This window comes from Streptomyces sp. Y1, assembly GCF_041053115.1.
Taxonomy (GTDB): Bacteria; Actinomycetota; Actinomycetes; order Streptomycetales; family Streptomycetaceae; genus Kitasatospora; species Kitasatospora rubellomurina.
In genome coordinates, this window is sequence record NZ_CP163445.1 from 8,187,521 (window position 1) to 8,205,703 (window position 18,183).

Genomic DNA, 18,183 nt, shown 5'->3' on the forward strand with positions numbered 1-18,183 from the left:
ATCACCTGCCGCTCCGGGCGAGGGCCCGGCGGCGGCCACGCGGCCGTTCGGCGTCTTCCTCGTCCTCGGGTTCGTCCTGGTCCAGTTCGTCCTCGTACTCGTCGTCGTACTCGTCGCCCTCGTCCTCTTCGGGTTCCTCCTCGTCCTCGGCGTCCTCGTCGGCGTCGTCCTCGTCGTAGTCGTCCTCCGCGTCCTGCTCTTCCTCGTAGTCCTGGTCGTCGCCCTCGCCCTCGTCCTCGTAGCCCGGCTCCTGCTCCTCGTCGGCAGCGCCTTCGGCGTCCTCGGCCTCATCCGCCTCCGTCCCCTCGTCGGACTGCTCCTCCTCCATGGCGTCCTCATGCGAACGGACCACCTCGCTGTCGCGGATCTCGCCGCGCCAGCCCTCGACGCCGTCGGGTCGAGGATCGTCCGGGTCATCACGTGCCGGCGGAAGTGCTTGAGCTCCAGGCGGGCGCGCCGGCCTTGGGCGCGCCAGAGGTTGCCGGTCCGCTCGAACAGGCCCTTCGGGTGGTACTCGAGGACCAGGAGGATCTTGGTGAGGTTGGGCGCGAGTTCGTGGAAGGTCACCGTGCCGTCGACGTGACCCTTGTCGCCCTTGGAGCGCCACACGATCGTCTCGTCCGGGACCTGTTCGACGATGGTCGACTCCCAGGTGCGGTGGGAGAGGAAGATCCCCGCCTTCCACGTGATCTTCTCGTCGGATTCCTGGGACACCTGCTCCAGCCGCTTCGCGAACTTCGGGAAGTCCTGGAACTGCGTCCACTGGTTGTAGGCGACCCGCACCGGCACGCCGACCTCGATCTCCTCCACGATGTTGGTGACCTTGGTCTCCTTGCCTCCGCCGCCCTGCTTCCCGCCCCCGGAGAGCGAAAGGCTGTTGGACACGAGGTTCTTCACCCCGGCCGCGCCCGCCCCGAGCAGCTTGCCGACCGGGAGACCCGCGCCGCCACCGCCTCCGTTCTCGGTGTAGTCGACCAGCCGGTCCGCGAGGTCGGCGACCCGGTCGCCGGCCGCCGCGATGGCCCGCTCGCCCAGTGCGGACACGAACTCCCTTGCCTGATCCATCAGTTGGTCGGTTGGCAGGGCGTCCACGAGATCGCCGATGCCGCCGATTTCGGGCTCGGCTGATTGCTTGGCCATCGTCCTCACCCCGACTTCCGTGCGGACGCCCGCGATCCGGTCGTCCTGCGGGCCGGCGCACTCGTCTTCTTCGCGGCCGAGGAGGCCGCGGTCTTCCGGGCGGCCGCCGCGCCCGGGGCGGCCTTCTTCGCCGGCGCCTTCGCCGTGCTCTTGCGGGTCGGGGTGCTCTTCGGGGCCGCCGCGCTCTTGCGGGTCGACGCACTCCTGGGAGTCGCTGTGCTCTTGCGGGCTGCCGTGTTCCTGGGAGTCGCTGTGCTCTTGCGGGCTGCCGTGCTCCTGGAGGTCGACGTGCGCGTGTCGGAAGGCTTGGCGCTCGTCCGGGACCGCGACGAACCACCGCTGGACGAGCTCGTCCGGGACGACCTGCCGGAGCGGGTGCTCCGGGTCTTCCCGGAGTCCTCGGTCTCCTCCTCCGGTTCTTCGTGCTCGTCGCGGTGTTCCTCTTCGTCGTCGAGGGGTTCGTCGTTGTCGCCCCGTTCGTCGTCCTCGCGCCGCTCGTTCGCCTCGCGCAGGGCCTCGGTCCGTTGTGTCAACTGGTCGGTCAGCGCGCCAACGCGCCGGGACGCGGCGGCCACGGCCGCCTTCTTGCCCGCACTCGCCAGCTCGCCCCGCACGTCGCCGACCACCCGCCGCAGCTGCGGCGAGGATTCGAGGAGTTGCGCGACCGCGGTTCCCGGGCTGGCACCCAGTTTCTTGCCGGCCGCCATGCCGGCGAGCGCCAGCGCCCATCGGGCTTTGTGCAACCGCCCGAGGACATAGCCGACGCCCACCGCAGCGGCGAGTTTCACGTTCTTCATGGTCCGTCCCTGGTGGGTGTTGCCGGGACGCATCGGTTCGCAGGCCAACGGCCCGGCTCGGTGACCCCTCCGCCTGCCCCTCCGGACCAGCGGGAATCAACGTAGGGTCACCACGTTCCGCGCGGCTCCCGTCCCGGTCAGGCCTCGTTCGGCCTCGACGCGTCCTCACCCGGTCTACGGGGTGGTCACAGGTGGTCACCGACTGGAGTCGCCAACCCGACGACGAGGGCGGCCGCGTCGGCATGCGGACACTGTTCCGCTGCCGCACCCGGATCGGGTGGATGACCCTTCCGCCGGGTGCGGGAACTCCACGACGTCCGGCTCGCCCTCGAAGCGGGCGTGCATCGCGGCCACCGCCCGGCTCTTCGCGCCGAGTGTGCGGTACAGGGATGCGAGCGTCTACGCGGTGCGGCCGGCGGGCGGTGCGGGCGGCGGACCGGGCCGCTCCGGTGCTGCGTCGGCGGGCAGGTCGTCGAGCAGGTCGAGCACGTGGCGGGCGAGGTCCTCGATCACCGGGTGCTCGAACACCACCGTCGCGGGCAGGCGCGGGATCGGTGATGAGGGCCGAAGCGCCGCTGTCCTTGAGGAAGTAGTCGAGTTCGGCGTCGGAGGAGCGGGGATTGAGCAGGACGCCGACCGCCCCGCCCGCAGCACGGCGAGGCAGCCCTCGACCAGCTCCACGCAGGTGCCCAGACAGAGCGCGACCCGATCGCCGCGCCGAACCCCCGCCCGCGCGAGCGAACCGCCCAGCCGCCCGGTCCGCCGCTCCAATCGGCGTAGCTGACGCCACGTGAGAAGTCGTGGAACGCCACCCGATCCGCCGACCGCTCGGCGTGCCGCTTCAGCAGCTCCGGCAGCGGCCGCAGCAGATCGTCGTACCGCACTTCTCCACTCACGCCCGAGCTCCGACCTCTCGCGGTCCCGATCCGCTCCCCCTCCTGCGTACCCAGTAGCACGGGAACACAGGCCGAGTCGGGCGGACTCGCCGCGGCGGCGGCGCTGCGCTCCGATGCGGAACGTCAGAGGATTCCGTCGGCCAGCGCGGCATCCCTGTACGGCCTCGACATCTGATGCGGTCCGGTTTTCGACGATCACCGGCCGGCTACGAGCGGCGCCAGGCGCCTGCTGAGCCTGAGCACGTCACGGACCGTCCGAGGGTCGGTGCTCCCGCGGAAGGCGGGGACGGGGTGAACCTGAGGCCCGATGAGCAGGCCGGTGCGCCCATCGAGCGAGGTGTCGGTGGCGGCGAAGACGGACGGCCGAGCGGCCATCGACGCGGGGCCGGCCGTGGAGCGTTCGAAGGTGCGCCGCACCAGCGGCCACAACAGGCGCAGCCCCGGCGAGACGATCCGCGGTGAGTTCATGGTGCCGTCGGTCATGTCGGTCGCCGCGCCGCCCGGGTCGGCCGCGAAGACCGTGACGCCGCTGTCGCGCAGGCGCTCGGCCAGGTCCAGGGTGTAGGCGAGGTTGGCGAGCTTGGCGCGGCCGTACCAGTGGAAGCCGTAGTAGCCGCCCGGTGGTTCGACGGCGTCGAAGGTGCGCTTGGCGACCTTGATCGCGCCGGAGCTGACGTTCACGATCCGGCTCGGCCCGTCGGCGCGGAGCCGATCGAGCAGCAGCTCGGTCAGCAGGTACGGCGAGAGGTGGTTGACGGCGAACGTCGCCTCGATGCCGTCGACGGTCTGCTGCCGGTCCGCGAACATCGCGCCCACGTTGTTCACGAGGACCTTGAGCGGTCCCTCGGCCGCCAGCCGGGCGGCGAGCGCTCGAACCTCGCCGAGCGAGGCGAGGTCGGCCGCCAGGAACCGCGGCTCGCCTCCGGTCGCAACGGTCGCGATGCGCTCGACGGCGCGGACACCGCGCTCGGGGTTGCGGCCGACCACGGTGACGGCGAGCCCGTGCGCCGCCAGTCCCATCGCCGTCTCCAGGCCGATTCCCCCGGTTCCCGCCGTGACCACTGCCCGCTGTTCCACTGGCCCGCCCTCCATCGCTTCCTGCCGTAAGCGGATATCTATCCGTTTTCGTGGGGGCACGCTAGCACAATCGGATAGTTATCCGGTTAGTTGTCCGGTGAATGTCGACGTGAGGGCGCCGGTGCCTGGCTCCCGGGTCGTCGGCCGCGGTCAGCGCGGCGGGCGCAGGCCCTCGAGGAGGACATCGAGGTAGACCTCGGTGCGGGTGGGATCGCAGGCGCCGGAGCGCAGGGCGTGTTCGACGCCGCAGAGCAGGCGGCGCACGTCGTCGGCCTCGATATCGCGCCGGACGGCGCCGAGACCGCGGGCGCGGTCAAGCAGATGGGCGACAGCCAGGTCGAGCTCGGCCTTCAGTGCCGAGGTCTGCGCCTCGGCATCGTTGGCGGATTCGAGCACGGAGGCGAATCCGCTGTCGTCCAACGCGCGCGCCAGGGTGAACCGCAGCAGGCGGCGCAGACCTGCCAGGGCGTCCACGTCGGCGGCCGCGGCCTGGGCCTCGTCCACCAGCTCCCGGAAGCGCTCGGCAGACAGCGCCTCCCGCAGCGCGTGCCGGTTGGGGAAGTGCCGGTACACGGTTCCCACGCCCACACCGGCGAGGCGGGCGATGGCATTCAACTGGAGCGAGTCGTCACCGGCAGCCAGCTGCTCGCGGGCGACCTGCAACACCCGGGTGCGGTTACGTGCGGCATCCGCCCGCAGTGTCGGTCCCTGCTCGCCCTTCGGTGTCACGGGCCCAGCATAGAGGGCCGGCAACCGCGGCCCGGCGGGCTTGCCTTCCTCCCTCCTGAACCGTCCACGCCGGTGCGGGGTCCCGCAGCCGGAAGGCGGCAGTCGGGGCTCTCTGGAATCCTGGCCGTGAAGCGCGGGCCGGGCACACAGCGAGGAGCCGCAATGTCCGGATTGTTCGAGGTGAGCGTCGAGGTCGATCGCCGGGTGGAGGAGGTCTTCGCCTACCTCGCCGACGGGCGCCATGATCCCGAGTTCAGCCCCCGGGTCCTGGAGATCACGAAGGTGCCGGACGGACCGACCGCTGTCGGGACCGTCTTCCGCAGCACCGTGAAGGACGCCGGGCTGAAGACCTCCCGCCAGTTCCGCATCACCAGGATGGAGGCGCCGCGCATGATCCGGTGGAGCGAGCAGAGCAAGAACCTCATCACCGCCGAGGGCGGCTACGATCTCGAACCGCTGTCGGGCGGCCGTACCCGGGTGCGGATCTTCAACGTGCTGGACGGCCACGGACTCGGCAAGCTCCTGCTCGGCCCGGCGCTGCGTGCGGCCCGCAAGGACGCCCCCGACTTCGGCCGCCGGATCAAGGCGGCCGTTGAACGCTTCTGACCTCGCCGCGGTCCGGGACAGGTGCGCGAGCATGTCGATGTCCCGGCCGCCGGCCGGGCGGCGGGCAACCGGTCCGCCGGCGATTCTGAGCAGGGCGATCGCACCGCAGGCCGTCCTGCCGTTCACCCCTACGGAGTCTCCGATGGATCTGCAGCTCTCAGGCAAGGTCGCCGTTGTCACCGGTGCCAGCAAGGGAATCGGCCTCGCCGTGACGCAGGCACTCGCCGCCGCGGGCGTGAACGTGGTCGCGGTGGCGCGCGGTGTCTCCGGCCCGCTGACGGAGCTCGCCCCGCAGGTGCATCCGGTGTCGGCCGATCTCGCCACCGCGGACGGCCCCGTCTCTGCGGTCGAGGCGGCGATCTCCCGGTTCGGTGGACTGGACATCCTCGTCAACAACGTCGGCGCAGTCCACCCCCGTCTGGCCGGGTTCGCGGCCGTCACCGACGACGAGTGGATCCAGGGGCTGACGGTCAATTTCCTCGCCGCCGTCCGCACCACCCGGGCGGCCCTGCCCCACCTGATCGAGCGTGGCAACGCTTCGATCGTGACGGTGAGTTCGGTCAACGCGTTCCTGCCCGACCCGATGGTCATCGACTACTGCGCGGCCAAGGCGGCGCTCACCAACTTCTGCAAGGCCCTGTCCAAGGAGGTCGGTCCGCGCGGGGTGCGCGTCAACACGGTCAGCCCCGGGCCGGTGTCCACGGCGCTGTGGCTCGGCGACGGCGGCGTCGCCGCGACGGTCGCGAAGGCGTCCGGCGGCGAGCCGGAGGACATCGCCCGGAGTGCCGTCGCACAGTCCGCCACCGGCCGCTTCAGCCTCCCGCAGGAGGTTGCCGACCTCGTTCTGCTGCTGGCCAGTGAGCGGACGGGCAATGTCACCGGGAGCGACTTCGTCATCGACGGCGGCCTCGTCCAGACGCTCTGAACTCCGCCGGGCCGCCCATCCGATCACCGACGCAGGCTCCGAACCGACGGCCGCCCCCGCCGTCGCCCGCGGAAGCAGCATCGGGCGCTGTCCGGGCAGACACGCTGATCCGGCGGCCGGCTCCCCGTCCTGAACCGCGCAGGTCAGCGGACGCGGCCGCGCGGCTTGAGGGGGGTGCCGGGGAGCTCGGGGGCGGGGAGGCGGTCGCCCGGGTAGCCCTCGACGGCGCCGAAGCGGGGGGAGGCGGCCTGCCAGGCGGCGCGGGCTTCGGCGATGTCCTCGTGGGACCGGCCGATGAAGTTCCACCACATGACGAGCTGTTCGTCGAAGGGGGTGCCGCCGAGGAGGATGGCGCGGGCTTCGGTGGGGGTGGGGTTGGTGAGGGTGAGGGTGGTGGGGCCGGGGGAGAGGTGGCCGAGGTCGCCGGGGTGGAGGGGGGTGTCGGCGAGGAGGATCGGGCCGCGGTCGACGAGGAGGCCGTGTTCGAAGGCCGGGTCGACGGTGAGGGTGACGGTGGCGTGCGGGCGGAGGGTGAGCTCGGCGCCGAGGAGGGGGGTGAAGGTGGGGACGGGGGAGGTGTCGCCGGCGAGGGTGCCGAGGAAGACGCGGGCCTCGCCGCCGTCGAGGGGGACGGGCCGGGGCACGTGGTGGTGGAAGTCGCGGGCGCTGTGGCGGTGCTCCTCGGGGAGGGCGACCCAGAGCTGGACGCCGTGCAGGACGGTGGTGGCGGGGGTGGAGACCTCGGAGTGGCAGATGCCGTGGCCGGCGCTCATGAGGTTGAGCTCGCCCGGGCGGACGAGGGCGTGGACGCCGAGGCTGTCGCGGTGTTCGATCTCGCCGCTGAACAGCCAGCTCACCGTCTGCAGGCCGGTGTGCGGGTGCGGGGCGACGTCCATGCCGCCGCTGCGGGCGACGTCGTCCGGGCCGTAGTGGTCGACGAAGCACCAGGCGCCGATCAGGCGGCGGTCGCGGTGCGGGAGGGTACGGCGGACGGTCATGGCGCGGGGGCCGCCGAGCGGGACGTCCCGGGGGGAGAGGATGTCGACGGTGCTCACGGTGCTCACGATGGGCCGTACCTTTCGCCTGCCGAGTGGTTCTATTTTCAACTATTATGCATGGTGGAATGATCATCGAGAAGAGTAGTGGTCGAGCACGGCGGAAGGAGCTCAGGTGAGTGACGTGACGGTGGTCCCGGCGGAGCGGCGGGTGTTCATCGACAAGCAGACCCCGCAGGCCTACCGGGCGCAGGCGGCGGCCGCCGAGGCGGCGGGCGCGGCGGCGGCCGAGGCCGGGCTGGACCGGGGGCTGGTGGAGCTGGTCAACCTGCGGGTCTCGCAGATCAACGGCTGCGCGTACTGCCTCGACGTGCACACCAGGGCCGCGCTGCGGGCCGGCGAGACCGCCCAGCGGCTGGGGGTGCTGCCGGCGTGGCGGGACACCCAGGTGTTCACGGAGCGGGAGCGGGCGGTGCTCGGGCTCGCGGAGGCGACCACGACGCCGAGCGACGCCGCGCTGCAGGAGGCCGCGTACGGGGCCGCCCGGGCCGTGCTGACGGACCAGGAGATCTCGGCGGCGGTCTGGGTCGCGATCGCCATCAACGCCTTCAACCGGGTGTCCATCATGAGCAAGCACCCGGTGCGGCGCACGGCCGCCAACTGACCGTCAGGGGAGTTTGGGTACGACCGTCTCCTCCGCGCGGCGTAGGCGTTCCTCGGCAGAAGGGCGGAGAACTGCCTCCTCCGGGTGGTGGATGACCGGCCGGAGGGGGAGCGGAGAGGCTGGGCGGAGGCGGCGGGCGCGGCTCGCCACGGGGAGTGGGGGGTTGGGCGATGGCACGTCGTCGGGTGTCCGTACTGGTGGCGGCGATCTGCGTGGCGCTGGCCGCGCCGGTCGCCTCCGCGTCGGCGACACCGGTCGCGGGCGGGGCGGGCGGGCCGGGGGCTTCGGCGGGTTCGGGAGCCGTGGGCCCCGGCGTCGTGGTCGGCCTCGTGCCGGGCGACGCCCGGGTCGACGAGCAAGGGAGCGTGCAAGGGGGCGCGCAGGGCGGCGATCGCGCCGACGTCGGGGCCCGGCTGCGCGCCGGGCTGCAGCGGGTGACCGGGGCCGGGGCGGCGGCCTCCTTCGGCGAGGTCGCGGACGAGCACGGCACCGTGCGGGCCGGCTCGGGCGTCGCGGACCTCGCCACCGGCGCGCCGGTGCGGACGGACGGCCGGTACCGGGCCGGCAGCATCACCAAGATGTTCACCGCGACGACCGTGCTGCAGCTGGTCGGCGAGCACCGGATCGGCCTGGACGACCCGGTGGAGCGCTACCTGCCGGGGCTGGTCCCGAACGGCGGGAACATCACGATCCGGCAGCTGATGAACCACAGCTCGGGCCTGTGGGACCCGACCAACGAGCCGGACGGCGGCGTCTTCCCGGCGTTCAAGACCGCCGAGGAAGCCCGGACGTGGTACCGGGAGGGCGGGCCGTCGCACAGCGTCCCCCGCTCCCAGGTGGTGGCCGCCTCGGTCGCGCACGCGCCGTACTTCCCGCCCGGCACCTCGTGGCACTACTCGAACGTCAACTACACGTTGCTCGGCATGGTCGTCGAGAAGGTGACCGGGCACGGCTACGCGCACGAGATCGAGGCCCGCATCCTGCGCCCGCTGGGGATGACCCGCACCTACCTGCCCGGCGCGGCGACCGACATCCGCGGCCCGCACGCGCACGGCTACGTGACGCTCGTCGAGGGCCCCGGACCGGACCAGCGGACCGACTTCGACCTGACGGTGCAGAGCGTCACCTGGGCCAACTCCGCGGGTGAGCTGATCTCCACCACCGACGACCTGCTCCGCTTCGAACGCGCGCTGCTGGGCGGCCGGTTGCTCTCGCCGGAACTGATGAAGGAGATGTCCACCACGATCCCGGTCACCGCGGACGGCTCGCCGAGCCGGATGACGTACGGGCTGGGGCTGGCCCGGGTGCAGCTGTCCTGCGGGCCGGTCTACGGGCACGACGGCTCGATGCCCGGGTACCAGTCGCAGCTGTGGTCCTCGGGCACCCGCTCGCTCGCGGAGTCGACCACCCCGAGGGGCGACGGGCCGCAGCAGATCGCGCAGTACCAGGCGCAGGGGCAGCTGCTGGAGGACGTGTTCTGCGGCGGACGGTGAGGGCCGCCGTACGACGCCCGAAGCGCCCGCCGAGCCCGACCGGTTGGCAGGGGCCGGTCGGGCGCGGCGGGCGGCGGTCAGGACTCCGGGTCGTCCTCGCCGAGGAACTCCTCGATGGCGCTGATGAGTTGGAGCGGCGTCTCCTCCATCGGGTAGTGCCCGGTGGAGGGGAGGCGGACCTCGGTCGCGTGCGGATAGTGGCGCAGCCAGGTCTGCCGGATCAGCTCGGGGGTGATCGCCTGGTCGAGCTCGCCGGTGAGGACCCGCACGGGCAGTGCGAGGCCGGCGATCTCCTGGTGGAAGTCCTCCAGGGCCCAGGAGTCCAGCCAGGCACGGAAGGCCTTGGCGTCGCTGCGCTCCAGCGACTGCTCCGTCATCCGCCGCACCCAGGCGCGCGGGCGGACGCCGCTGGTGGTGAAGTCGATGATGGCGCTGCGGCTCTCCGCCAGGTCCCCCGCAGAGGCGAAGAGCTCCCACTGCTCGGGCGGGAACGGGATGCCGATGGCCGGGACGGGCGCGATGCCGACCAACCGGCGCACGCGCTCGGGTGCGGCGACGAGCGCGCGCTGGACGACGCAGCCGCCCATCGAGTGCCCGATCAGGGAGAAGCGCTCCCAGCCCAGCGCGTCGGCCGTCGCCACCAGGTCGGCGCCCGCCTCGGCGGTGGTGTAGCGGCCGGGCAGGTCGCGGGCCTCGCCGTAGCCGCGCAGGTCGACGAAGGCGTAGCTGAAGGCGTCGAGGTCGAGGTCGGGCAGCAGGCGGTCGTAGGCGGCGCGGTCGGCGAACCAGCCGTGCACCACGAGCACGTGGTGCGGGCCGTGGCCGATCAGCGTGTGGGGGAGCGGGACGGGGCTCAAGGGCGGCTCTCCTCGGGAGGGTTGTCGGGCACGGCAGGTCCTGCCCCCGGGGGGCGGGGCGCCAAACGTCGGCCGGCCGAACGCCACTCCGCCGAGGGCCGCCCGGCCCCTTCGGCGGCGTGCCGGCCCGGCCCCGGCCCCGGGCTCGGCCCGCCCGTAGACTGGGCGGCCGAGGTGGGCGGCCGAGGTGGCCGGGCCGCCGATACCCGAAGGGCGGACGCATGGGCGGCGACGGCGACACCGTGCTCAACCTCTGGCGGCAGCCGCTCACCGAGGTGCCCGCCGAGGTCTGGGACCGCACCGAGCTCACCGTGCTCATTCTCGCCGATACCGGCCTCACCGAACTCCCGCCCGGCATCGGCCGGTTGCGGCGGCTGCGCACCCTCGACCTCGGACACAACCGGCTCGCCGCCCTCCCCGCCGAGCTCGGCGAACTGACCGGGCTCGGCGACTTCCTCTACCTGCACGACAACGCGCTGACCGCCCTCCCGGCGGAACTCGGCCGGCTCACCGCGCTGCGCTACCTCAACGTCGGCGACAACCCGCTCGCCGAACTCCCGGACACCATCGGCGAGATGACCGCCCTGATCGAACTGCGCGCCCAGCGCGGCCGGCTCACAGCCTTGCCCGACTCGCTCGGACGGCTCCGCGCACTGCGCGAACTCTGGCTGCGCGGCAACCAGTTGAGCACCCTGCCGGAGACAGTGTCCGGGCTCGGCGAACTGCGCGAGCTGGAACTGCGGGAGAACGCCCTCACCGAGATCCCCGCCGCGCTCGCCCCATTGCCGCTGCTGCGCCGCATCGACCTGCGGGCCAACCGGATCACCGCGCTGCCGGCCTGGCTGGCCGAACCGGGCGCGCTGCCCGCACTGGAGAAGCTGGACCTGCGCTGGAACGACGTCCGGCCGCCCGCCCGGCTGCTCGACGCGCTCGCGGCCCGCGGCTGCGCCGTCCTGTACTGACCGGACGGGGCCATCGGGCCAGCGGAAAAAAGATCACCACGCGGCCGGTCGGCCTGCTACCGTGGACGGCATGAAGCGCGCTGCACTCGTCACGACGACGCCGGAGAGAGTCCCGGCGCGCTGACTGCTGACCAAGTCCGAAGCCCCGGGGCGAGTGCCCCGGGGCTTCGGCGTTCCCGGCTCCACTCGCCCGGCGGCCCACCCGAGCGGAGACCACCCTCATGAACCACCCCGTGAACCACCACGAGCAGTCGAACGACCGTGTCCAGGCGGACCCGCACGACCACCGCCGGCTCGGCCGGGAACTCGACCTCTTCGACAGCGACCCGCTGATGGGCGCGGGCCTCCCGTACTGGCTGCCCGGCGGCGCCGCCGTCCGGCACGCGCTGGAGGAGTTCATCCGCGACCGCGAGCGCCGGGCCGGCTACCGCCACGTCTACTCGCCGGTGCTCGGCAAGCGCGAACTGTACGAGATCTCCGGCCACTGGGAGCACTACCAGGAGGACATGTTCCCGCCCATGCGGCTCGGCGCGGAGGAGGTGGTGCTGCGCCCCAGCCTCTGCCCGCACCATGCGCTGATCTTCCGCTCCCGCTCCCATAGCTACCGCGAACTGCCGCTGCGGATGGCCGAGTTGGGTGGGATGTACCGCTCCGAACTGTCCGGTGTGCTGGGCGGGCTGACCAGGGTCCGGGCGATCCAGCTGAACGACGCGCACGTGTTCTGCACCCCCGAACAGGCCGCCGACGAGGCCGTCGCCGCGCTGGAGCTGATCCGCGCGGCGCACCGCGCGCTCGGCATCGAGCCCGTCCGCTACCGGCTCTCGCTGCCCGGCGCGGGCGGCAAGTACGTGGCCGACCCGGCGCTCTGGCAACGGGCGGTGGCGTTGCTCACCGAGGTGCTGGAGCGCTCCGGGGTGCCGTTCGAGGCGGCGGAGGGCGAGGCGGCGTTCTACGGGCCGAAGATCGACGTCCAGATCGCCGACGCCGCCGGGCGGGAGTCCACCCTGTCCACCGTGCAGATCGACTTCCACCAGCCGGAGCGCTTCAACCTGCACTACATCGGCGCGGACGGCGCCAAGCACCGGCCGGTGATGGTGCACCGCAGTGTGATCGGCAGCGTCGAGCGGGTGGTCGCCCACCTGATCGAGCTCTACGGCGGGGCGTTCCCGGCCTGGCTGGCGCCCGTCCAGGTGGTGCTGGTGCCGGTCTCCGAGGCCCAACTCCCGCAGGCCGAGCGGCAGCGGCAGCGCTGCCTGGACCTCGGCCTGCGGGCCGAGGTGGCCGGGCCGGAGCAGGGCAGCCTCGGCGCCCGGATTCGGGCGGCCCGGCTGGTCCCGTACCAGGCGGTGATCGGGGCGAAGGAGGCCGCGGACGAGCAGGTCGCGCTGCGGCTGCGGGACGGGCGCAAGCTGGAGCCGATGGCGGCGGAGGCGGCCTGGGCGCGGATCGGCGAGCAGGTGGCGGACTGTGCGCCGGAGTTGTGGGCGGACGGCCTTGAGGCCGTCGCGCCCGCCGCTCGGTAGGGCGAGCGGCGGGCCGGGCCGGGCCGGTCGGGTGGCGCACCTGCCGGTCAGTACGACTGCAGCTCGATCAAGTGCCCCTCCGGGTCGCGCAGATGGGCGCTGCGCAGGTTCGGCCCCCAGTGCGGGCGGTCGGTGGCCCCGACGACGAGGCTGCCGCCGTTGCGCAGGCAGAGGTCGAGCGCCGCGTCCACGTCGTCGACCCGGAGGACCAGCATCGCGGTGTCCTGGACGGCGGCGCCCGGCCGGGCGGGCAGGTCGGCGGTGCCGAGGTCGGCGGCCATCGCGGCCCGGTCGTAGAGCACCAGCACGGCCTGCCCGTCGACGTCCCAGTTGGCGTACGGGCCCTCCGGCGTGCCCTTGACCAGGGCGGCGCCGGTGAGGGCGGGCAGGACGGCCCGGTAGAAGCCGAAGCACTCGGCGAATCGGGTGACCAGCAGGCGGGGGTAGAGCGCGTCCACGGGTGAACTCCTGGGCTCGGACGGGGCGTTGGGTGGGCGTCGGGGGGAGAGGTGTGGCCCGGCGCGGCCCGGCGCCGAATTAGTGGGTCGGCACCCACTATAGGGAGGGACCCTAGACTGGCGCCATGGTTTCCGATCTTCCGCCGCTGCCGCCCGGCCACGCCCTGCCGCCGACCCTGCTCGACCTCAGCACCTACCTGCTCTCCCGGATCGGCAAGTCCTCGCGCGGCCGTCTCGCCGAGCTGCTGGCCGAACGCGACCTCCGGCTCTGGGACATGGCGGTGCTGGCCGCCCTCTCCGACTTCGGGCCGCAGGCCCAGCGCGACCTGGTCCGGCGCCTGGGCATCGACCCGAGCGACCTCGCGAAGGTCGCCGACCAGCTCGCCGCCGCCGGCTACGTCGAGCGGGCCAGGGACGCGGCGGACCGGCGGCGGGTCTCGGTCACGATCACCGCGGCCGGGCGGGTGCTGCTCGCCGAACTGGACGAGCAGGCGCGGGCGGTGCAGGACGAGGTGCTGGCGCCGCTGGACGCGGGCGAGCGGGAGGTGCTGCACGGGCTGCTGCTGCGGCTGCACCGGGCGCAGGGGGAGCGGCGCGGCGCCATGTAGCGCGCAGCCGGCGGCGGGCCGCAGAAACGAGGGGCCCGCAGAAACGAGGGGCCCGCAGAAACGAGGGGCCCGGGGAAACGCGAGGGCGAGGAGAATCAACTCCCCGCCACTACCAAGCTATAGCGCACCGGGGGGCTTGCGGCAAGGCCCCCGTCATGCCCCAGGATGGTCGGCCTCAGCCGGAATCGAGTGGGAACAGGGTGAATTGCGGCATGCGCGTGGTGTTGTCGACCTGGGGATCGCGAGGGGACGTCGAGCCGCTGGCGGGGCTGGCGGTGCGGTTGCGCGAGCTCGGGGCGGAGGTTCGGGTGTGCGCGCCGCCGGACGAGGAGTTCGCGGCGTTGCTGGCCGGTGCGGGCGTGCCGCTGGTGCCCTGCGGCCCGTCGGTGCGCTCGGTGGTGACCGGCACCAGAGCGCCGACCATGGAGGACGCGTTCCGGCTCGCCGCCGAGCTGGTCGCCGACCGGTTCGAGGTGCTCGCCGAGGCGGCGGCGGACTGTGACGCGGTGCTGGCGACCGGCCTGATGCCCGCCGGCGTCCGGTCGGTGGCCGAGCGGTTGGGGATCCCGTACGTGTTCGCGTGCTTCCACCCGTTCGGGCTGCCGTCGCGGCGGTTCGCGCCGCAGCGGCGGCCCGGCAAGCCGTCGCCGGAGGGGGAAACCGACCTGAAGGTGCTGTGGGAGCAGGACGCCGAACGGGTGAACGCGCTGTACGGCCCGGCGCTCAACCGCCACCGGGCGGCGATCGGCCTGCCGCCGGTGGCGAACGTCCGCGACCACGTCTACACGGAGCAGCCGTGGCTGGCGGCGGACCCGGTGCTGGGACCGTGGCAGGACGCGACCGAGCTCGACCTCGTGCAGACCGGCGCGTGGTTCCGGCCGGACACCCGCCCGCTGCCGCCGGAGCTGGCGGCGTTCCTGGCGGCCGGCCCGCCGCCGGTGTACGTGGGCTTCGGCAGCATGGCCATGCGGACGGCGCCGGAGCTCGCCCGGGTGGCCGTCGAGGCGGTCCGGGCGCACGGACGGCGGGTGCTCCTCGGCCGTGGCTGGGCCGAGTTGGCGGCGGTCGACGACCGGGGGGACTGCCTCGTCGTCGGCGAGGTCAACCAGCAGGAGCTGTTCGGCCGGGTGGCCGCCGTCGTGCACCACGGCGGCGCCGGCACCACGGCGACGGCCGCCCGGGCCGGAGCGCCCCAGGTGATCGTGCCGCAGATCGTCGACCAGCCGCACTGGGCGGCCCGGGTGGCCGAGTTGGGCATCGGCGCGGCGCACCCGGGCCCGGTGCCGACCGTCGACTCCCTGTCCGCGGCGCTCGCCACCGCGCTGGCGCCCGCGACGGGGGCGCGGGCGAGGGCCGTGGCCGGTACCGTCCGCACCGATGGGGCGGCGGTGGCGGCGAAGCTGCTGCTCGACGTGGCCGACCGGGGGAGGCGGCCCGCCGCCGGGTGACGCACGCGGCGGCCGGGGACGTCACGGAGTTGCGGCACCCGGGCGGCGGGCACCCGCGAACTCCCCGGCCCAGCGCGGCACTTCCAGCACCCGCTCGACCCGGGCGACCAGCGTGCCGGTGCGTTCGGCGTGGATCATCGCGCCGTCGCCGACGAAGATCCCGACGTGGTGCAGCGGGGCGTCCGGGCGGGAGAAGAACAGCAGGTCGCCCGGGGCGAGGGCGTCGCGCTCGACCGGTGCGGCGCGGTGGTACTGGGCGACGGTGTAGTGGCCGAGTTCGACGGTGCCGTGGCTGGCCCGGTACCAGCAGTGGAGGGCGAGGCCGCTGCAGTCGAAGCCGACCGTGGTCTCGCCCAGACACTTCCCGTTCAGGTAGCCGTTCTCGTCGTCGCAGAAGCCGAGGCTCGGGCCGAGCCGGTCGCCGCCGCCCCACGCGTACGGCACGCCGAGCTGGGAGGCGGCGACGGCGGCCACCCTGCGGCCGAGGGCGGCGGCGCCGGCGGTCGCGGGGAGCCCGGGGCCGGGGCCGGGCCTGGGGCCGGAGGAGTCGGCGCGGGCGGGTGCGGCGACGGCCGGTACCAGCCCGGCGCCGAGGGCGAGGCCGAAGAGACGGCGGCGGCCGAGCCCGGGGAAGCGGTCGCGGCGGGGAGGTGGGGACTCCATCGGGTGACTCCCGGTTCGGTCGGTGCGGTGCGGTCGGTGCGGTTCGGCGGGCGCCGCTCGGAAGGTTCCAGGATTCCGGTCGAGTGGGCCCCTCGCCATCACCCGCACCGGTGAATCGCGGACCGGGTGGATCGGGGAGGGTGATGGACCATCGGGCAGGAACCAAACCGATCGTCCGGTTTGGCCTGGGAGTGAACGCCCCGGCCGCGTCGAGCCGTTGGCGGTGCGAATTAATTCCACGCTGGCACAAATTCGAGTTGACCGAATATCGAACACGCGGGTGGGGGAAGGGAAGCGTGCGCGGACGAATTCCCGGCGTCTTCTCATCCCGACTTCTTGTCGCCCCGAGGACGCCCGTCGCTAGGATGCGGGGTGTTCGGTTCGGTTCGGGGACGGGCGCAGGGCGGGGTGGTTGCGGTGGTGCGGCAGGAGCGGGCGCTTCGGACGCGAAGGCTGATCCTCGAGGCGGCGGCCTCGGTCTTCGACGAGTTCGGGTACGAGAGCGCCACCATCGGCGAGGTGGTCGCCCGGGCCGGGGTCACCCGCGGCGCGGTGTATTTCCATTTCGCCTCCAAGCGGGACCTCGCGCGCGGTGTGCTCGAGGAGCAGTTCTCCCAGGACGGTGTGCCCGAACGTTGCAGCAAGCTCCAGGAGTTCGTGGACACCGGAATGGTGGTCGCGCATCTGATGCCGCGTGATCCGCTGCTCAGCGCGGGAGCCCGGCTCTCGCTCGGCCAGGACGCCTTCGACGACCTCGGCAGCGGGGCGATTCCCGGCTGGATCCGCCGGATGGAGGCGCTGCTGGTCGCGGCCGGCGAACGCGGCGAACTGCTGCCGCACGTCGTCCCGGCGGACACCGCGTGGCTGATGACCGCGGCGTGGACGGGCGTGCAGATCCAGTCCCAGAAGCTGTCCGGGCGGGCCGACTTGGAGCAACGGGTGGCCGCGCTGTACCGGCACCTGCTGCCCAGCATCGCGGTGCCGGGCGTACTCGCCGCGCTGCGGATCGGGTCGGGCCGCGGGGCCGAGGTGGTGGCCGAAGTGGCGGCGGCCCGGGCGGCGGCGGGGGACTCCGAAGCGCAGCCCGCGGTGGTGGCGGGCGGGGTCGGCGCGCACTGAGTGCGGGCCCCGGTCGGGGCGTCAACTCGGCGGCGGCGCAAGGCTGGTGGGGTTCGGAGTGTTGCGGTCGCCGGGACGGGAGTGGTCGCAGGGCCGGTACCCGTAACGAAAGATGCAAGGCGTTCGGTTTGTGGTGGCGGACCAGTCCGGGTCGGTGGATCCTCGCGGCCACTCCTGGGGCGGCTCCGCGTGCGGCCTGAACTCGCCGTGCTCGTCGACCGTTGCCCCGCGCCTCCGTGCCACCCTGGTAAGGGAGTTGGGGGAGTCGTCCGGGGCCGGATTGTGTCGGCTACCACGCGCCGTCCTGCTTGCCGGGCCGCCGAGGGGGCCGGACCGGCTCGGGGTCAGGTCGTGTTCGTCATCGGGAGGGATCGATGGACCAGGTGCGGCAGGAGAAGGCGCGGCGCACGCGCGGACGGCTACTGGAGGCGGGAGCGGAACTGTTCGACCGCTCCGGCTACGCGGGCGCCACCCTCGGTGAGATCGCCGCGGCGGCCGGCGTGACGAAGGGGGCGCTCTACTTCCACTTCACCTCCAAGGAGGAGCTGGCCGGCGCCGTCTTCGCCCAGGCCGAACGTTCCCTGCGCGCCGCCTGCGGCTCCCGGCGCACCGCCACCTCGCCGCTCCAGGCCCTGATCGACGCCGGCCACTGGCTCGCCGACGCCCTCGGTTCCGACCCGCTGATCCGGGCCGCCTTCCGGCTCGGCCGGGAGGGCGACTGGCAGTGTACGGGCGGGTCCGGACCCGGCTCAGGCGCCGGCCCCGGATCCGACTCAGGCGCGGGCCCCGGCTCAGGCCCCGCGCCCGGATCCGGCCCCGGATCCACCGATCCGCACGGCTTCCACGACTTCCACGGCTTCCACGCCGTCTGGGCCGGCATCACCGGCGACCTGCTGGCCGCCGCCCGCCGCGCGGGCGAACTGCGCGGCCGCCCGGACGCCCCCGGCCCCGGCCCCGACACCCTGGTGGTGACCGCCGCCTGCGGCCTGGAGGTGGTCCTCGCGGACGGCTGCCCGCCCGAGGAACGGGCGCGCCGGGTCGGCGCCCTCTGGGACTGGCTGCTGCCCTGTCTCGTCCCCCCGGGCGCCGTCGGCGCCTACCGGACCGGCCCCCCGGCTCTCGGGCCGGCCTGAGCCCCGGCGGCGCGGTGCCGCCCGGGACGCCACCCAGGACGCCACCCGCTCCCGCCGCGACGGCCGAATGTCAGTGCTACTCGCCATGAT

At 73.5% G+C, this 18,183-nt stretch carries 19 protein-coding genes and 2 pseudogenes; 10 read left to right on the plus strand and 11 right to left on the minus strand.

Annotated features, from left to right (window positions below):
• Position 1 precedes the first annotated feature (1 nt).
• From AB2U05_RS35805 to AB2U05_RS35835, 7 genes and pseudogenes are all read right to left on the minus strand, one after another.
• Positions 2–328 carry a hypothetical protein gene (locus tag AB2U05_RS35805; RefSeq protein WP_369185611.1) on the minus strand — a complete coding sequence of 109 codons (327 nt, stop codon included), beginning with the start codon at positions 326–328 and terminating at the stop codon, positions 2–4.
• Between the two features lie 164 nt (positions 329–492).
• Positions 493–1,140, minus strand: a pseudogene (locus AB2U05_RS35810) (SRPBCC family protein); the annotation flags it as partial.
• Positions 1,141–1,145: 5 nt separating this feature from the next.
• The gene (locus AB2U05_RS35815; RefSeq protein WP_369185612.1) at positions 1,146–1,937 is read right to left on the minus strand and encodes a hypothetical protein; all 792 of its coding nucleotides are present in this window, start codon (positions 1,935–1,937) and stop codon (positions 1,146–1,148) included.
• Positions 1,938–2,336: 399 nt separating this feature from the next.
• Entirely contained in the window at positions 2,337–2,465 is a 129-nt protein-coding gene (locus tag AB2U05_RS35820) for a hypothetical protein (protein ID WP_369186068.1), read from the minus strand.
• Between the two features lie 171 nt (positions 2,466–2,636).
• A pseudogene (locus tag AB2U05_RS35825) lies at positions 2,637–3,032 on the minus strand (hypothetical protein); the annotation flags it as partial.
• Positions 3,029–3,910 carry an SDR family NAD(P)-dependent oxidoreductase gene (locus tag AB2U05_RS35830; protein ID WP_369185613.1) on the minus strand — a complete coding sequence of 294 codons (882 nt, stop codon included), beginning with the start codon at positions 3,908–3,910 and terminating at the stop codon, positions 3,029–3,031. The gene AB2U05_RS35830 and the pseudogene AB2U05_RS35825, both read right to left, overlap by 4 nt.
• A 150-nt stretch (positions 3,911–4,060) precedes the next feature.
• On the minus strand, positions 4,061–4,639 hold the full coding sequence (locus AB2U05_RS35835; protein WP_045696696.1) for a TetR/AcrR family transcriptional regulator: 579 nt from the start codon (positions 4,637–4,639) through the stop codon (positions 4,061–4,063).
• Between the two features lie 162 nt (positions 4,640–4,801).
• Between AB2U05_RS35835 and AB2U05_RS35840 the strand changes: the two genes are divergently transcribed.
• Positions 4,802–5,245: an SRPBCC family protein gene (locus AB2U05_RS35840; RefSeq protein WP_369185614.1), complete on the plus strand. Its 444-nt coding sequence runs from the start codon at positions 4,802–4,804 to the stop codon at positions 5,243–5,245.
• 142 nt (positions 5,246–5,387) lie between these two features.
• The gene (locus AB2U05_RS35845; RefSeq protein ID WP_369185615.1) at positions 5,388–6,170 is read left to right on the plus strand and encodes an oxidoreductase; all 783 of its coding nucleotides are present in this window, start codon (positions 5,388–5,390) and stop codon (positions 6,168–6,170) included.
• Between the two features lie 143 nt (positions 6,171–6,313).
• Here AB2U05_RS35845 and AB2U05_RS35850 read toward each other — a convergent pair whose 3' ends face one another.
• Positions 6,314–7,168, minus strand: a complete 855-nt coding sequence (locus tag AB2U05_RS35850; protein ID WP_369186054.1) for a pirin family protein — start codon at positions 7,166–7,168, stop codon at positions 6,314–6,316.
• Positions 7,169–7,340: 172 nt separating this feature from the next.
• Here AB2U05_RS35850 and AB2U05_RS35855 point away from each other — a divergent pair, with 172 nt between their 5' ends.
• Positions 7,341–7,829, plus strand: coding sequence for a carboxymuconolactone decarboxylase family protein (locus AB2U05_RS35855; protein ID WP_369185616.1), 489 nt, complete (start codon positions 7,341–7,343; stop codon positions 7,827–7,829).
• Between the two features lie 170 nt (positions 7,830–7,999).
• On the plus strand, positions 8,000–9,322 hold the full coding sequence (locus AB2U05_RS35860) for a serine hydrolase domain-containing protein (RefSeq protein WP_369185617.1): 1,323 nt from the start codon (positions 8,000–8,002) through the stop codon (positions 9,320–9,322).
• 77 nt (positions 9,323–9,399) lie between these two features.
• Here the strand turns inward: AB2U05_RS35860 and AB2U05_RS35865 are convergent, their stop codons facing one another.
• Positions 9,400–10,179, minus strand: coding sequence for an alpha/beta fold hydrolase (locus tag AB2U05_RS35865; protein WP_045696706.1), 780 nt, complete (start codon positions 10,177–10,179; stop codon positions 9,400–9,402).
• Positions 10,180–10,400: 221 nt separating this feature from the next.
• On the opposite strand from AB2U05_RS35865, the gene AB2U05_RS35870 reads away from it, so the two are divergent.
• Entirely contained in the window at positions 10,401–11,141 is a 741-nt protein-coding gene (locus AB2U05_RS35870) for a leucine-rich repeat domain-containing protein (RefSeq protein ID WP_369185618.1), read from the plus strand.
• A gap of 221 nt (positions 11,142–11,362) precedes the next feature.
• A complete protein-coding gene (thrS, locus tag AB2U05_RS35875) occupies positions 11,363–12,664 on the plus strand; it encodes a threonine--tRNA ligase (RefSeq protein ID WP_369185619.1) in 1,302 nt (433 codons plus the stop codon).
• Between the two features lie 47 nt (positions 12,665–12,711).
• On the opposite strand, the gene AB2U05_RS35880 is transcribed toward thrS, so the two are convergent.
• Positions 12,712–13,122, minus strand: coding sequence for a VOC family protein (locus AB2U05_RS35880; protein WP_369185620.1), 411 nt, complete (start codon positions 13,120–13,122; stop codon positions 12,712–12,714).
• A gap of 125 nt (positions 13,123–13,247) precedes the next feature.
• On the opposite strand from AB2U05_RS35880, the gene AB2U05_RS35885 reads away from it, so the two are divergent.
• Together AB2U05_RS35885 and AB2U05_RS35890 are read left to right on the plus strand one after the other, a co-directional pair.
• Positions 13,248–13,730: a MarR family winged helix-turn-helix transcriptional regulator gene (locus AB2U05_RS35885; RefSeq protein ID WP_045696712.1), complete on the plus strand. Its 483-nt coding sequence runs from the start codon at positions 13,248–13,250 to the stop codon at positions 13,728–13,730.
• Positions 13,731–13,942: 212 nt separating this feature from the next.
• Positions 13,943–15,178: a glycosyltransferase gene (locus AB2U05_RS35890; RefSeq protein WP_369185621.1), complete on the plus strand. Its 1,236-nt coding sequence runs from the start codon at positions 13,943–13,945 to the stop codon at positions 15,176–15,178.
• Between the two features lie 21 nt (positions 15,179–15,199).
• On the opposite strand, the gene AB2U05_RS35895 is transcribed toward AB2U05_RS35890, so the two are convergent.
• Complete coding sequence (locus tag AB2U05_RS35895) at positions 15,200–15,841, minus strand: C40 family peptidase (protein WP_369185622.1); 642 nt, start codon at positions 15,839–15,841, stop codon at positions 15,200–15,202.
• Between the two features lie 417 nt (positions 15,842–16,258).
• Here AB2U05_RS35895 and AB2U05_RS35900 point away from each other — a divergent pair, with 417 nt between their 5' ends.
• Positions 16,259–16,960 carry a ScbR family autoregulator-binding transcription factor gene (locus tag AB2U05_RS35900; RefSeq protein WP_045696716.1) on the plus strand — a complete coding sequence of 234 codons (702 nt, stop codon included), beginning with the start codon at positions 16,259–16,261 and terminating at the stop codon, positions 16,958–16,960.
• Between the two features lie 374 nt (positions 16,961–17,334).
• Entirely contained in the window at positions 17,335–18,093 is a 759-nt protein-coding gene (locus AB2U05_RS35905; protein WP_369185623.1) for a TetR family transcriptional regulator, read from the plus strand.
• Positions 18,094–18,183 lie beyond the last annotated feature (90 nt).